The organism is Burkholderia sp. AU30280, from assembly GCF_020420125.1.
Lineage (GTDB): Bacteria > Pseudomonadota > Gammaproteobacteria > Burkholderiales > Burkholderiaceae > Burkholderia.
This window is the reverse complement of sequence record NZ_JAIZRY010000002.1, coordinates 413,160-428,443: the sequence shown is the minus strand read 5'-3', so window position 1 is coordinate 428,443 and position 15,284 is coordinate 413,160. Positions and strand designations below refer to the sequence as shown.

At 63.2% G+C, this 15,284-nt stretch carries 13 protein-coding genes; 6 read left to right on the top strand and 7 right to left on the bottom strand.

The annotated features are described in order from the left end of the window. Nucleotides 1-339 precede the first annotated feature (339 nt). Nucleotides 340-1,386: an acyltransferase family protein gene (locus LGN17_RS05985; RefSeq protein ID WP_226195534.1), complete on the bottom strand. Its 1,047-nt coding sequence runs from the start codon at nucleotides 1,384-1,386 to the stop codon at nucleotides 340-342. Between the two features lie 254 nt (nucleotides 1,387-1,640). Beyond that, a complete protein-coding gene (locus tag LGN17_RS05980; RefSeq protein WP_226195533.1) occupies nucleotides 1,641-2,519 on the bottom strand; it encodes a methyltransferase domain-containing protein in 879 nt (292 codons plus the stop codon). Nucleotides 2,520-2,826: 307 nt separating this feature from the next. Between LGN17_RS05980 and LGN17_RS05975 the strand changes: the two genes are divergently transcribed. Then, complete coding sequence (locus LGN17_RS05975; protein WP_226195532.1) at nucleotides 2,827-2,982, top strand: hypothetical protein; 156 nt, start codon at nucleotides 2,827-2,829, stop codon at nucleotides 2,980-2,982. Nucleotides 2,983-3,191: 209 nt separating this feature from the next. On the opposite strand, the gene LGN17_RS05970 is transcribed toward LGN17_RS05975, so the two are convergent. After that, nucleotides 3,192-4,586 carry a phosphomannomutase/phosphoglucomutase gene (locus LGN17_RS05970; RefSeq protein ID WP_226195531.1) on the bottom strand — a complete coding sequence of 465 codons (1,395 nt, stop codon included), beginning with the start codon at nucleotides 4,584-4,586 and terminating at the stop codon, nucleotides 3,192-3,194. 265 nt (nucleotides 4,587-4,851) lie between these two features. Between LGN17_RS05970 and LGN17_RS05965 the strand changes: the two genes are divergently transcribed. Genes LGN17_RS05965 through LGN17_RS05945 form a run of 5 tightly spaced genes read left to right on the top strand, consistent with a single transcriptional unit; the run spans nucleotide 4,852 to nucleotide 10,289 of the window. Beyond that, nucleotides 4,852-6,108, top strand: a complete 1,257-nt coding sequence (locus LGN17_RS05965) for a lipopolysaccharide biosynthesis protein (RefSeq protein ID WP_226195530.1) — start codon at nucleotides 4,852-4,854, stop codon at nucleotides 6,106-6,108. Next, nucleotides 6,105-6,929, top strand: a complete 825-nt coding sequence (locus LGN17_RS05960; RefSeq protein ID WP_226195529.1) for a glycosyltransferase — start codon at nucleotides 6,105-6,107, stop codon at nucleotides 6,927-6,929. Before LGN17_RS05965 ends, LGN17_RS05960 begins: the two co-directional genes overlap by 4 nt. A 51-nt stretch (nucleotides 6,930-6,980) precedes the next feature. Beyond that, on the top strand, nucleotides 6,981-8,117 hold the full coding sequence (locus tag LGN17_RS05955; protein ID WP_226195528.1) for a glycosyltransferase family 4 protein: 1,137 nt from the start codon (nucleotides 6,981-6,983) through the stop codon (nucleotides 8,115-8,117). A 15-nt stretch (nucleotides 8,118-8,132) separates the two neighbouring features. Continuing rightward, nucleotides 8,133-9,155, top strand: coding sequence for a UDP-glucose 4-epimerase GalE (gene galE, locus LGN17_RS05950; protein WP_226195527.1), 1,023 nt, complete (start codon nucleotides 8,133-8,135; stop codon nucleotides 9,153-9,155). 27 nt (nucleotides 9,156-9,182) lie between these two features. Beyond that, nucleotides 9,183-10,289, top strand: coding sequence for an MraY family glycosyltransferase (locus tag LGN17_RS05945; protein WP_226195526.1), 1,107 nt, complete (start codon nucleotides 9,183-9,185; stop codon nucleotides 10,287-10,289). A 92-nt stretch (nucleotides 10,290-10,381) separates the two neighbouring features. Here the strand turns inward: LGN17_RS05945 and LGN17_RS05940 are convergent, their stop codons facing one another. The 4 genes from LGN17_RS05940 to LGN17_RS05925 are packed head-to-tail and all read right to left on the bottom strand — an operon-like array spanning nucleotide 10,382 to nucleotide 15,102. Beyond that, a complete protein-coding gene (locus LGN17_RS05940) occupies nucleotides 10,382-12,256 on the bottom strand; it encodes a polysaccharide biosynthesis protein (RefSeq protein WP_226195525.1) in 1,875 nt (624 codons plus the stop codon). 10 nt (nucleotides 12,257-12,266) lie between these two features. Continuing rightward, nucleotides 12,267-13,283 carry an MraY family glycosyltransferase gene (locus LGN17_RS05935; protein ID WP_226195524.1) on the bottom strand — a complete coding sequence of 339 codons (1,017 nt, stop codon included), beginning with the start codon at nucleotides 13,281-13,283 and terminating at the stop codon, nucleotides 12,267-12,269. Between the two features lie 5 nt (nucleotides 13,284-13,288). Next, nucleotides 13,289-14,251, bottom strand: a complete 963-nt coding sequence (locus LGN17_RS05930) for a UDP-glucose 4-epimerase family protein (RefSeq protein WP_226195523.1) — start codon at nucleotides 14,249-14,251, stop codon at nucleotides 13,289-13,291. Beyond that, nucleotides 14,248-15,102 (bottom strand): glycosyltransferase, encoded by an 855-nt coding sequence (locus tag LGN17_RS05925; RefSeq protein WP_226195522.1) that lies wholly within the window; start codon nucleotides 15,100-15,102, stop codon nucleotides 14,248-14,250. Before LGN17_RS05925 ends, LGN17_RS05930 begins: the two co-directional genes overlap by 4 nt. Between the last annotated feature and the right edge of the window lie 182 nt (nucleotides 15,103-15,284).

Here is a 15,284-nt window from a genome sequence, read left to right as displayed (position 1 = left end):
TTCCCGATGGAATTCTTGGTCGCCTTCACCGACTCAACCGAGAAAGTAGTCGACCCTGAACAATCCTTGAAAGCATGTACAGCCAGGCTGCAAGGTCGAAACGATACGGGAGTTGCAGGGAACGGGCATATTGGCGCGTAAAACCTGCAACTCTTTACAAGGCGACTACAACGACGTTGCGATCGACGGCAAACTCGATCGGAACTGACTCAAGGGCGCGCTGGGTGACGCAATCCACGCAGTGCTGTACGGCGCCACGCACAACCTGCGGATGATGCTGCGCAAGCTGATCCACGATGGACGTCTTACGCTGCTCGGTTTCCGCTAGACACCTTGAATTCACCTGGTGCCTGATTGGCTCATGTCCGGTGCGCCGCCAGACAGGACGCCACCTTTTGCGCGAACTACATTCCTGCAAGGATCAACTATCTGCCTGTTCAAATATTCGAGCGCCGCCGATAAAGCCACCGCCAAGGGGAGCGTGAACCAGAACAACGTCCAGCCAGTTGCCTTCGTAGAAAGAATGAGCTGGATGGCGAAGGCAGCCTGATAGTGGATGAGATAGATCGGGTAAGACAGGCCTCCGATATTTCGATCGATCCATCTGAAATAGCGCCCTTCCGTCGCGGACGCGATGAAGAAGAATGCCACCGCGAATCCCGCCAGATTCATGTAGTAAGGGATTCCTGCAGCATCGAGCGGGAGGAAATGCAGCGCACATATAAATCCTGCGTACAGGAGCGTAGCGGTAACCGAGGCATGCGTAGTGACGGAAGCCCGACATGCCTTGACTGCGAAATAGAGGCATATTCCGATGCCGTACGGAAGTGCAGCCGCAGGTATCGCATATATCCGCTCGTTCACGTCATGAGCCATCGCAACATGGAACAACACGCCGACAAGCAGGCACAGCACGCCGGTTTTGATGTTGCGCGCAGCACCCAATGCGAGCATCACGTACATCGCAAATTCAACGGCTAGCGCCCATGCCGGCGGCACGATGTGCGATACGCTCGGCTTGCCGGGCAGGGGAAAATCCGGGCGCCAGTACCAGTTCATGACCAAGCGAGCCCACGATCGCAGTGAGTCGGGCAACAGAAAATTTCGGTGATATGCCTCCGCAAGCGTGGGCTCAAGGGCAATCAGCAAAACCGACATGCCAGCTGCAATCCAGTACATCGGATAGAGCCTCAGGAATCGGTTCAGGAAGAATCGAAAGAATCCCGATGATCCGAACCCATAATTGCGATGGAGCGTTGCGGTCATCAGATAGCCACTGATCACAAAGAACGTCGACACGGCATATGTTGCCGTGAGATCAGTCCATCGCCCTAGATGGGCGGCCATGACGATCAGCGCAAGAAAGGTGCGGAGTGCTCCGAGCATGTTGACGGGTCGAATCGGGAAGGGGCGCAAGCGCATGTTGCGGGTTGCGCCAATTTTCTCACACCACGAATCGCCCCCGGTCCACTCATCGTGCGCTGATCACAATCGGCCGCAGAACCGGTTCAGCATACCGTCTCACTCGGTTGCGTGCAGGATCTCGAGACGTGGCCGCATCAAGGGGCCGGATTAGACACTGGCGAGCGGCGGGGATGCTTACGCCGATTTCTCCCCGCGGGAACATTTGGTTTCGTAAATTAATTACGCCCGGCGAATCGCCTCGCCGCAAGCTTTAGCCTAAGGTCGAGGTTATATAGCTTTCGTCGAATTTGATTCTTGACCCGCCGCAGGCCACCTTCTTTCCAGATTTTCTTGGACGGCAGATTGAGATCGTGCGGCCTCCGGATTCGCCGGGCCGGCTTCTCGATGATCATGAACTGATCATCCCCCCGGTCGGACAATTCATAGCTTGAGTTCCTCATGAACTCTTCAACCGGACTGAAATCCCATAAATGCCATACAAACTCGGCGTTATGTTCAACGATCTCAAATCCGGCATATTCAACGATCTGACGCATTTCGTGTTTCGTGAACTCACGGAAGTGCCAGTCATACATCAATGGCACTTGTTGCATCATCGCCCGCTGAATTGCCCATAGGCTGGCCGCATTCGGAGTTGATATTAGCGCACGCCCCCCAACGCGAAGAACCCTGTAGACCTCATCGAGGAAAAAGAATATTCCGTTCAGCGTCGTCGCCTGCCGATAAGAAATATCCGAAATATGTTCAATGACCTCGGTACAGATTATGTTGTCGACTGAATTGTCAGCAAAAGGAAGCGGATCATATCGCAGGTCGCTTTCGGTGCCGTGGACGGTTGAGCCTGGAAAGAACGACCATATCACTTTGGAGCTCAAGTATTCGAGGCTACCGATTTCGACACAATACCCTCGGTGAAGCTCGAACGCTTTCATGTATTCGACCGTCAACGCGAAACGCCTTGTATCGAAATGAAGACCTCCGCCGCCGACGCCGAGACGTCGGCCCTCCTCGTCGACGCGCCTCGTCGCTTCGGTGATTGTCTCCTGATTTATATATGGTGAATCGAACCTCGCTCCTGCGGCAATCGTTTCCATATGTCAATGCTCTGTTGACAGCTGGTGGGGATGTTCGGACTGGACATTGTGTAGCATCCTCCGCCATTTCTGACTTGCGCCAACCAACGCAGTGATGACAGGGCGCAAACCCGTCTCTGTGTTAGCCGCCTTGTCGGCATACTCCACATCGATCGAATGAGTCAGATATTCGGAATAGCCATGAATGCCAGCCCGGGAGCCTTTAGACTCGTCGAATACCCAGATATTCCCGTATTTGCGCGCTATCTGACCCGCCTGGATTCCGGATCCGATATGAACCTATATAAATAAAGTCGATGATTCGGGTGTGAATCAGGCAGGCGAAGGCGAGGAAACGAAATTCGGTCAGCGTTTGGGGCAAGCGTTCACCGCCGCGCGCGAGGAGTTGAAATTGCGAGGTCCATGCGAAGCTGCACTCGACTTCGACATTGCCACCCCGCCCAACGCAACGCGCTCGATCTGATCAGGCAGGCGTGGTCGTAGACAGAACCCGGGGCCTCAAAATCACATCGAATGCTTGCGGCACAGGGACAAACCCGCCCCGTTGCGACTGGAATTGCAGTCTAGCCGCACACAGTGCGAAAAGCGGTCTCACGCGATGCGCGTGCGCAGCTTTTCGGACCCGGCCCTGGGGGCGTTTAGCACCAGTGGCGGCCGCGCCGCCACCGGCACTCAGAACGGCAGCTTGACGTCCGGCTTCGCGGCCGTCAGCACGCGGCGGAAGTCTTCCTTGATGCGCTGGAGCCCTTCCTGCGTCTCCGACTCGAATCGCATCACGACCACCGGCGTCGTGTTCGACGAACGCGCGAGGCCGAAGCCGTCCAGGTACTCGACGCGCAGGCCGTCGATCGTCACGACTTCCTCGGCGCCGTCGAATTTCGCCTCTTTCTGCAGCTTGTCGATCAGGCGGAAGTTCTCGCCTTCGTCGAGCCAGAGCTGCAATTCGGGCGTGCTCATCGCATTCGGCAGGCCGTTGAGCAGCGCGCTCGGATCGGCCGTCTTCGCGAGGATCTCGAGCAGGCGCGCGCCCGTGTAGAGACCGTCGTCGAAGCCGTACCAGCGATCCTTGAAGAACACGTGGCCGCTCATTTCGCCGGCGAGCGGCGCACCCGTCTCACGCAGCTTCGCCTTCACGAGCGAGTGGCCCGTCTTCCACATCAGCGGCTCGCCGCCCTTCGACTTCACCCATTGCGCGAGGTGGCGCGTGCACTTCACGTCATAGATGATCTGCGCGCCCGGGTTGCGCGACAGCACTTCTTCCGCGAACAGCATCAGCTGGCGGTCCGGATAGATGATCTGGCCGTCCTTCGTGACGACGCCGAGGCGGTCGCCGTCCCCGTCGAACGCGAAGCCGATCTCGGCGTCGGTGTCCTTCAGCGCCTGGATCACGTCCTGCAGGTTTTCCGGGTGCGCGGGATCGGGGTGGTGGTTCGGGAACGTGCCGTCGATGTCGGTGAAGCGCTCGACGAGCTCGCAGCCGAGCGCCTTGAACAGGCGCGTCGCGAGCGGGCCGGCCACGCCGTTGCCGGCGTCGACGACGAGCTTCATCGGGCGGGCCGGCTTGATGTCGCCGACGATGCGCGCGATGTATTGGTCGGCCACGTCGAACTGTTCGTACGAGCCGTTGCCCGTCTCGAAACGCTCGTCGACGATGCGTTGGTACAGCGCCTGGATCTGCTCGCCGTAGATCGCGGCGCCGCGCAGCACCATCTTGAAGCCGTTGTAGTCGGGCGGGTTGTGGCTGCCCGTGACGACGATGCACGAATCGACGCGACGCTCGCCGCCCTTCAGCGCGAGCGGGACGTTCGCCGCGAAATAGCCGACCGGAGTGGGCACCATGCCGACGTCGACGACATCGACGCCCGCCGCACGCAGGCCGTCGGCCAGCGCGCCGACGAGGTCCGGCCCCGACAGGCGGCCGTCGCGCGCGACGACGACCGCATCGCCGCCCTGCGCGCGCACTTCGCTGCCGAATGCCCGGCCGATCCCGCGCGCGGTGTCGGTGTCGAGCGTCTTACCGACCACGCCACGAATGTCATATGCCTTGAAGATGGATTGGGAGATCATCGATTCTCTTCTCTCTCAGTTGCGTGCATGGAAAATTGTCTGGCCTGCGTGGCGGCCTCTCGCCGGTGCCGCGCATGATACATGCCTGGCCGGCACGGAGCGAAACCGCAGGTACGCAACGGCGGGAGCGACCCCGATCCCACTTATAATCGCGGGTTTCGATGACGCGCATGCCGCCCATTTTAATGCCTAGCCGTCCCGCCGCCGCCAACCTGCAGCCCCCGGGCGCCCTGCCGGCTGCCTTGCGCACACGCCGCTGCCGCGCATGCTGAAGCGCTTCGGCAACCCGGATGTCGCGAAGGCCGTCGCGAATCTCGTCTGGCTGGGGCTCGAACGGCTCACGCAGATCGGCGTCGCGATCGCGATCAGCGGCCTGCTGGCCCGTTATTTCGGGCCAGATGTGTTCGGCAAATGGCAGTATGCGAATACGCTCCTCCTGGTACTGGCGCCGCTCACCTGGGTGTGCGGCGCGGAAATCCTCGTCCCGACCATCGTCCAGCACCCGCCCGCCCAGCTCGGCGCGGTGCTCGGCAGCGCATTCGCACTGCGCATCGCCGTCTCCGCCGCCGCGCTCGTCGCGACCTGGATCGCGATCGCCGCGGGCGCCTTCGATCCGCTGGTCGGCGCGATGCTCGCGGGCCTCGCGGTCACGATGGTGTTCCGCGAGCCTTTCGTCGGCGTCATCAACGCGTGGCTGCAGAGCATGACCTACAGCAAGCCGCAGCTCGTGACCAGCATGGTCACCGCGCTGGCGAAGGCGCTGCTCGTCTGGCTGCTGGTCCGCGCGGCCGCGGGCCCCGCCCGCTTCGCGTGGCTATGGGCGCTCGAGGCCGCCGCAATCGGCTTCGCGCTGCTGCTGTACTACCGGCATCGTAACGGCGGCGCGCTCGGCTGGACGTTCGACAAACCGCTGTTCAGGCACTTTGCGACGGCCGGCACCGTGTTCTGGCTCGGCCTCATCTGCATGTACCTGTTCCTGAAGCTCGACCGCCTGATGCTCGAGCGTCACGTATCGTTCGCCGATCTCGGCCGCTACTCGGCCGCGCAGCAGTTGAACGAGAACTGGATCACGCTCGCGCTGATGCTCGCGCAGACGATCGCGCCCGCCTTCGTCTACCGCGTGCAGGACGTCGCGCGGCTGCGCCGCAACATCGTCCGGCTGATCGCGATGACGGCCTGCCTGATGACGGCCGGCGCGCTCGTGCTCGACGCCGCCGCCCCGCTGATCGTCGGCAAGGTGTTCGGCCACGGCTACGAGGCGTCGGTCGACATCTTCCGCTGGGCGGTCTGGCTGTCGGTGCCCGCCGGCATCGAGGCGATAGGCAATCTTATCGTTCTCAAATATCAAGCAAAATTCGTGTTGCTGTCGAAATGGCTGCTCGCGCTCGCGATCGCCGCGCTCGTCAACCTGTTCGCGATCCCGCGGCTCGGCCTGTACGGCGCGCTCGTCGGGCTGGCGGCCGGCTATCTGGCCGCCGCCGCCGTCAATTTTTATTACATCCGTTTCAAGCTGCGACCATGACGTCCCCTGATTGCCCGACCCCGCTCGACGACGTGGCCGTGCTGATGCCGGCCTACAACGGGCACGACGACGTCGTTCGGACCCTCGCATCGTTTCGCGAGGACACGCCCGTGCACGTGCTGATCGTCGATGACGGCAGCACGCCGCCGATCGTCGCGCCCGACCTGCCCGGCCTCACGATCGACGTGCTGCGCATGCCGGTGAACGGCGGCATCGAGCGTGCGCTCGCGGCCGGCATCGACGCGCTCGCCGCGCGCGGTTTCCGCTATGCGGCGCGCATCGACGCGGGCGATCTCGCCGCGCCGCAGCGCCTCGCGAAGGAGCGCGCGTATCTCGCCGCCCACCCGCGCGTGGCCTGTGTCGGCATGTGGACGCAGGTCGTGTCGCGCGCCGGCGAGCCGCGCTTCATGCTGACGCCGCCCGCCGATCCGCAGACGTTGCGCCGCACGCGCTTCCTGCGCTCGCCGCTCGTGCATCCTTCTGTGATGTTGCGCATCGACGCCGTGCGCGAAGTGGGCAACTATCGTGCAAAGTACCGCGCGGCCGAGGATCTCGATCTTTTTTTACGGTTAATGCAACGCTACGATTGCGCGAACCTGCCGGAACTCGGCCTCTATTACGAGTTGAACGAGGGCGGGATCAGTGCGACCAAGCGCCGGCGCCAGCTGGTGTCGACGCTCACGCTGCTGCTGAGCCACTTCAACGTGCTGAACCCGTACGACTGGGCCGGCCTCGCCAAGAACCTGCTGCATTTCGTGACGCCGTACCGCACGCTGCAGCGGATCAAGCAGACGCTGTTCGCCGCGCGGCCGTCCGCGTGACGCCCATTCGGCGTATCCGGCATTTACGACGCTTTATTTATTCTTTTTTTCATGGCCGCCACCTCCCCGCTGCGCATTGCGCTCGTCTGCAACACGGCCTGGGCGATCTACACGTATCGCCACGGGCTGATCCGTGCGCTCGTCGCGCGCGGCGCCGAGGTCATCGTCATTGCGCCGCACGATCGCACGGTGCCCTTGCTCGAGCAGATGGGCTGCCGCTACGTGGCGCTCGCGGTCGCGTCGAAAGGCACGAGCCCGCGCGAGGATCTCGGCACGCTCGTCGCGCTGCTGCGTCACTACCGCGCGCTGAAGCCCGATCTCGTGTTCCATTACACGATCAAGCCGAACATCTACGGCTCGGTCGCCGCGTGGCTCGCGCGCGTGCCGTCGATCGCGGTGACGACAGGGCTCGGCTACGTCTTCATCCAGAAGAGCCGCGCGGCAAGCGTCGCGAAGCGCCTGTACCGGTTCGCATTCCGCTTCCCGCGTGAAGTGTGGTTCCTGAACCGCGACGATCTCGCGACCTTCACCGACGAGCGGCTGCTCGCACACCCCGAACGCGCGCGGCTGCTGCACGGCGAAGGCGTCGATCTCGAACAGTTCGCGCCCGTGCCGCTGCCCGCTGGCGACGCGCCCGTCTTCATCCTGATCGGCCGGCTGCTGTGGGACAAAGGCGTGCGCGAATACGTGGAGGCCGCGCGCATCGTGCGCACACGCTTCCCGAACGCGCGTTTCCAGCTGCTCGGGCCGCTCGGCGTCGATAATCCGAGCGCGATCGGCCAAGCGGACGTCGATGCGTGGATCGGCGAAGGCGTGATCGAATATCTCGGCGAGGCGCACGACGTGCGCCCGCATATCGCGGCGGCCGACTGCGTCGTGCTGCCGTCCTACCGCGAAGGCGTGCCGCGCACGCTGATGGAAGCGTCGGCGATGGGCCGCCCGATCGTCGCGACCGACGTGCCGGGCTGCCGCGACGTCGTCACCGACGGCGACACGGGGTTCCTGTGCCGCGTGCGCGACAGCGGGAGTCTCGCGGAACAACTGGATCGCATGATCGCGCTCGGCCCGCAAGGCCGGGCGGCGATGGGCGCACGCGGCCGGCACAAGGTCGCGGCGGAATTCGACGAACAGCAGGTCGTCGAGCGCTACAGGCAGACCATCCACTCGTTGACCGGATTCACATTCTGAAGGAGCGCATCAACAATGACCGCCAAAGGCACCATCCTCGTGACCGGCGGTGCGGGCTACATCGGCTCGCACACCGCCGTCGAGCTGCTCGACAACGGCTACGACGTCGTGATCGTCGACAATCTCGTCAACAGCAAGGCCGAATCCGTGCGCCGCATCGAGCGGATCACGGGCAAGACGCCCGCGTTCCACCAAGTCGACGTGTGCGACGAAGCCGCGCTCGCGAAGGTGTTCGACGCGCACCCGATCACCGGCACGATCCATTTCGCGGCGCTCAAGGCCGTCGGCGAATCGGTCGCGAAGCCGCTCGAGTACTACCAGAACAACCTCGGCGGCCTGCTTGCCGTGCTCAAGGTGATGCGCGAGCGCAACGTCAAGCAGTTCGTGTTCAGCTCGTCCGCGACCGTGTACGGCGTGCCCGAGCGCTCACCGATCGACGAGTCGTTCCCGCTGTCCGCAACGAACCCGTACGGCCAGTCGAAGCTGATCGCCGAGCAGATCCTGCGCGATCTCGAGGTTTCCGACCCGTCGTGGCGAATCGCCACGCTGCGCTACTTCAACCCCGTCGGCGCGCACGCGAGCGGGCTGATCGGCGAGGACCCGGCCGGCATCCCGAACAACCTGATGCCGTATGTCGCGCAGGTCGCCGTCGGCAAGCTGGAAAAGCTGCGCGTGTTCGGCTCCGACTACCCGACGCCGGACGGCACGGGCGTGCGCGACTACATCCACGTCGTCGATCTCGCGAAGGGCCACATCGCTGCGCTCGACGCGCTGGCGAAGCGCGACGCGAGTTTCGTCGTGAACCTCGGCACCGGCCAGGGCTACAGCGTGCTGGAAGTCGTACGCGCGTTCGAGAAGGCATCGGGCCGCCCGGTGCCGTACGAGCTCGTCGCACGCCGCCCGGGCGACATCGCCGAGTGCTACGCGAACCCGCAGGCCGCGGCCGACATCATCGGCTGGCGCGCCGCGCTCGGCATCGAGGAAATGTGTGCCGATCACTGGCGATGGCAGGAGGGGAACCCGCGCGGTTTTGTATAATCCGCTGTCCATTTTTCGAGCGATCCCATGCTCAGCTTCGCGTCCGGCTTTATCGTCTCCCTGCTCGTCACGCTGTTCATCGTGCGCTACTCGCACCTTCACGAGAAATTCTCGATCGACAGCGATCTGGCCGGCGTGCAGAAATTCCACGTGCGGCCCGTGCCGCGGGTCGGGGGCATCGGGATCCTCGCGGGCGTGGTCATTGCCGCGCTGATCCTGTCCCGGCGCTATCCGACGATCGCCGGCAGCATACTCGGCATCGCCGCCTGCGGGCTGCCGGCGTTCCTGTCCGGCCTCGTCGAGGACCTGACCAAGCGCGTGTCGCCGCGCGCGCGGCTGCTCTGCACGATGGGCGCGGCCGCGCTGGCGTTCTGGCTGATGGGGATCGCGGTCAAGCGCATCAGCGTGCCGCCGCTCGATTTCCTGCTCGGCTACGTGGCCATCTCGGCGTTCATCACGGTGCTCGCGGTGGCGGCCTTGGCGAATGCGATCAACATCATCGACGGGTTCAACGGGCTCGCATCGATGGTCAGCTTCATGATGTTCGCGTCGCTTGCGTATGTCGCGTTCCACGTCAATGACCCGGTCGTGATGTCCGCGTCGATCATCATGATGGGCGCCGTGCTCGGCTTCTTCCTGTGGAACTTCCCGGCCGGGCTGATCTTCCTCGGCGACGGCGGCGCGTACTTCATCGGCTTCATGCTGGCCGAACTCGCGATCATGCTCGTGATGCGCAACCGCGAGGTATCCGCGTGGTACCCGGTGCTGCTGTTCATGTACCCGATCTTCGAGACGTGCTTCTCGATCTACCGGAAGAAATTCATCCGCGGAATGTCACCCGGCATTCCGGACGGCGTGCACCTGCACATGCTCGTGTACAAGCGGCTGATGCGCTGGGCCGTCGGCACGAAGCACGCGCACGACCTGACGCGCCGCAATTCGCTGACGTCGCCGTACCTGTGGCTGCTGTGCCTCGTCGCGGTGATACCCGCGACGCTGTTCTGGCGGCACACGGTGCATCTGTTCGTGTTCGTCGTGCTGTTCGCGTTCACCTACGTCTGGCTGTATCTCAGCATCGTGCGGTTCAGGGCGCCGAGGTGGATGGTGGTGAGGAAGCATCGGCACAGTCGCTGAACCGTCCGCAGCCGCACATGAAAAAAGCGCCCCTCGGGGCGCTTTTCTTTTGGACCGGCTGGCCGCCGCGTGGCGACGCAACAACCTCGGCGTCAGCGGTTCGACGCGACCCGAACGCTCTTCAGCGCCGGAACGGCGGCCGTCTGATACTCGGGCACCCAGCGCCGCAAGTCGCGCCGCACTTCGTCGTCGGACAGCACACGATGCTGCATCAGCCACGGCAGCAACTCGTCGAGGAAATTGTCCGGCACTTCCCGCGCCCGCGCGATCCGCAGCTTCGGATGCGGGGTGCGCGTCGTCGCCTCGTCGTCCGCGAGCAACTCCTCGTAGAGCTTTTCGCCCGGCCGCAGCCCGGTGAACTCGATGCGGATCTGCTCTTCCGAGAAGCCGTACAGGCGGATCAGGTCGCATGCGAGATCGACGATCTTCACCGGCTCGCCCATGTCGAGAATGAAGATCTCGCCGCCCTGTCCCATGCTCGACGCCTGCAGCACGAGCTGCGACGCTTCCGGGATCGTCATGAAGAATCGTGTGATCTCCGGGTGCGTGACCGTGACCGGGCCGCCCTTCGCGATCTGCTGCTGGAACTTCGGAATCACGCTACCCGCGCTGCCGAGCACGTTGCCGAACCGCACCGTCTCGAACTGCGTGCGCCCACTCGTCTGCTGCAACGCCTGGCAGGCCATCTCGGCGAGGCGCTTGCTCGCGCCCATCACGTTGGTCGGATTGACGGCCTTGTCGGTCGAGATCAGCACGAAATGGCGCACGTCGTGGCGGATCGCCGCGCGGGCGACGCGATACGTGCCGAGCACGTTGTTGCGCAGCGCCTGCCACGCGTTGTGCTCCTCCATCAGCGGCACGTGTTTGTAGGCGGCTGCATGGAACACGATGTGCGGTACGTGGCGGGACATCACCTGATCGAGCAGCAGAGAATCCTTCGCGTCACCAATGATCGGCACGACCGGCTGGCCGGGGAAGCGCTCGCGCAGTTCCTCGGTGAGGCGATACATCGCGTACTCGGACAGGTCGAATGCGACGAGTTGCGCTGGTGCGAAACGCAGGATCTGCCGGCACAGTTCGGAGCCGATCGAGCCGCCAGCACCCGTCACCATCACGACACGACCGCGAAGCAGCGCCTCGACGTGCGGCGTATCGATCGTCACAGCGTCGCGACCGAGTAAGTCCTCGAGATCGATCTCGCGGATCTGGGACAAGAAGCCTTGCCCCGGCATCAATGCGGTGAGCGACGGCAGCACCATCACTTTCAAGCCGGCGCGCACGCAGAGCGTTGCCGTCCGGCGCTGCACCTCGACCGACGCGGACGGAATCGCCACGATCGCGTATTCGATCTTCAGTGCCTCGGTCCAGTGCACGACGTCGTCGAGCGAGCCGAGCACCTTGTAGCCGTAGATCTCGCGGCCCTGCTTCGTCTTGTCGTCATCCAGCAGGCCGACGAGACGCCATTCGCCCGAGCGCGACAATTCGCGCGCCAGGTTCGCGCCTGCCGTGCCCGCGCCGATTACGAGCACAGGCTTGCCCTGCCCGACTAGGCCGCCGTACAGGTAAAACTCCTTCAACGCGCGATACAACGCACGAGCACCGCCCATCATCAGGAACAGCATCAGCGGGGAGACCAGCAGCACGGAACGCGGGATGATCGGCGACGGCTGGAGCATCACGGCGCCGATCATCACAATCACGCCGCCGCCCGCAAGCGCCTTCGAAATCCGCACCAGGTCCGGCAGGCTCGCGAACACCCACAGTCCGCGATACAAACCGAACAGGTGGAACATCAGCGCATAGACGGGAAGCACCCAGACAAGCGCAGTCAGTGAGCCCCTCAGGAAATCAGGCGGAACGCTACCGTTGAAGCGAACGAGATAGGCGAACAACCACGCGACGACAACCGCCAGCAGATCGAACAGGAAAGCACTGAATGACAACCACGATGCTTTGGATCGCAACATCGGCGAGACCTCACGAATTGTTATCAATGACCGTCTGCAGCCGGCGCCAGCGCATGTCGATCGCCACACCGATACACATCAGCACGCCATACCACGCCAGGAACACCAACCATTGCAGTAGAGCAGGACGACCGAGCGCCCAGAATGCGATGACGATGCCCAGGAGCATGATGAGGTACCAATAAACGGCAGTACGCTCATGACTCATGCCGGAACGCACCATCCTCTGATAATAATGCTCCCGGTGCGCTTGCCAGAACTTTTCTCCACGTAACAAACGTCTCAGAAGCGTTACAGATGCATCGGCAATAAACGGGGCAAACACCACGGCCGGAAACCAGATCGGCCAAATACCGCCGTGCCAGCCCCAATAGCCGAGCGCGCCGGCCATGAATCCGAGAGGGATCGAACCTGCGTCGCCAAGAAACAGGCGCGCCGGATGAAAGTTCAGCAGCAAAAAGCCGAACGCGGCCCCCGCGATCGCCGCGCCCGCGACGACGAGATTCAGGGACGGTTGCGCGCCGACCAGTGCGGCAACGGTGTAGGCTCCGAAGCCGAACAGCGCCATGCCGCCGGCGAGGCCGTCCGCTCCGTCCATGAAATTGTAGAGATTGGTCAGCCAGACCATCACGAAACCAATCCCCACGAGAAGCCACCATGGGGCGGCGGCCGGATAGATGACGATCAGCGCCACGACCGCGGCCAAATGCGCCGCAAACCGCACGCGAGCGGGTAGCCCGCGCCGGTCGTCGAGCTGCGACAAGGCCGCCAGCCCCGCCGCCGCCACGGCGATGAACCACATCTGCGGCGCGAGCCACAGCAATGTAACAACACAGACTGGCACGATGCCCCAGCCACCGACACGCGGCGTCGGGCGCGTATGCAGCGAGCGTTCATTTGGGACGTCGGTGGCAAGTCGCCACGCCAGGCCGGTGGCGAGCAGCACGCGCAGGATCGTAGTCGTGACGACGGCCGCGCCCGTTGCCACCGCTACTGCGGCAAACCATAGGGTACTCGTGAAGTGCATGTTGCCTATTTCTGTATGTGGCGCAAACGATACCACGCGGCCGTTGCCTCGAGGCCCTGTCGCGTCGTATATGGGGGATGCCAATTCAGTACCCGCCTCATGCGCCCCGTGTCGAGCTGCAGGCTGCCCGTCAGGCGATCGACAACAGCACTTCGACCGGTCAGCTGACCGAGCACACGCAACGCACCGACCGGCACCGGGAACAGCCTTGCCGGCTTGCCGAGCGCATCACCGACCATCCGCAGCAATCCGGCAACTGAGGGCGCATCGTCATCAGCGACGTGGAAGCACTCGCCTGCCGCACGCGGATCGATTGCGCAGTGCAACAGGGCGTCGGCAAGGTTGTCGACATAGACAACGCTGCGACGAGCAGGAATGGCGGCCAATGGCAACGGCGTACCGCTGAATACTGCATCCATCATCCGGAGGAAATTGGCGCGTACCCCCGGCCCGTAGACGAGCGGCGGACGGACGACGACGACTTCCAGACCGGCCTCACCGAGCCGGGCGAGCTGCTGCTCGGCACGCAGCTTCGAGCGCCCATATGCATCTTGCGGGTCTGGGACAGAATCCTCCGCGAGCGGCACGCCCGCATCGCCCTCGCCCACCACCTTGATGCTGCTCGCGAAGACGAACCGGCGCACATCATGCATGCGCGCTGCATCGGCAATCCGCAACGTGCCCGCTACGTTGGTCGCATCGAAAGCGGCGTCCGGATCGGGGGATTTGTCGTGCATCACGTGTACCCGCGCGGCCAGATGGATCACGCAATCGGCCTGCAAATCTTCGGGCCACGCACTAGCGACTCCCTCGAAGTCAGGTGCATCGTGCACCCACTCTCGCACGCCCTCGACACACCCACCCGGCCGGCGCACCAGCGCCGTGACGGTATGCCCCGCCGCCAGCGCAAGTCGGCACACGGCGCGGCCAACGAAACCGTTCGCACCGGTTATGACAATGCGGCTCACCACCACCTCCAGCCGAACCGGCTATAGAACTTCAGCGCGGACACTGCGAACATCCGAATGTGCGCGAAACCCTTGCGCGAAGCGCCTCCGCCGTGATGAATCACGCGGATGGACGGGACATAGGCGACACGCGCGACATCGTGGGTGCGCAAGCTCAGGTCATAGTCCTCGAAATACAGGAAATATCGAGGGTTAAAGCCCCCTAGCGTCTTCAGCACGTTCGTTCGAAACAGCATGAAACAACCGCTGACGATGGGGGGATCCCAGACGACGGACTTGCCGTCGATGGTATCGCGCATTTCATAGCGGGCAAGTCGCTTCCGGAATGGCCGTCTGGCCCAGGTCGGCAAGAAGCCGCGAACCAGCAGATCGACGATCGACGGAAACCGGCGACAGAGATACTGAAACCCGCCTGTTTCATCCCCGACCCAAGGAGCGATCAAGCCCGTGTCGGCGTGCGAATTGAAAAACGCTCGGGCCAACACAAATGCTTGCGGATCCAGATCGATATCCGGATTCAGGATCAAGTGCAACGACCCGGTGGAATGCTCGATCGCCAGATTGTGGCCACGCCCGTAACCGACGTTGCCATGCCCCGTCAATATTCGGCATGCCACGCCTTGCGCGCTGAGCCGGTCGACCGCCCCCGAAATGTCACAGAGTCCGCCGTTGTCGACCAGGAACAGCTCGACGGGGTATTCAGGTGAAACCACCCGCAGGTTCTCGCACGCTGCGCCGAGGCTGTCGAGCGTCTGCCGCAGTTGCGCGATATCGGGGCGGTATACGACCAGGGAAATGGAGAGACCATCGACGTCATCGGATTGACGTTGTGGGGCGCTTATGACATTCATCCGGAGTTCGGCTAAGCGCTTGACTGCAGCAAGCGCGATGGGTTGGCTAGCCCGTCTGGGAGACAGCGGGCTTACTCATTTGTCAGGCGTGCAGGGAATGCCTGCCGCGTGCTCTCGATACGGGTGCAATTCTAACTGCTCGCACCCTTGCCGGACGCGCCCGTCCCGGGACGCCGTGCCAT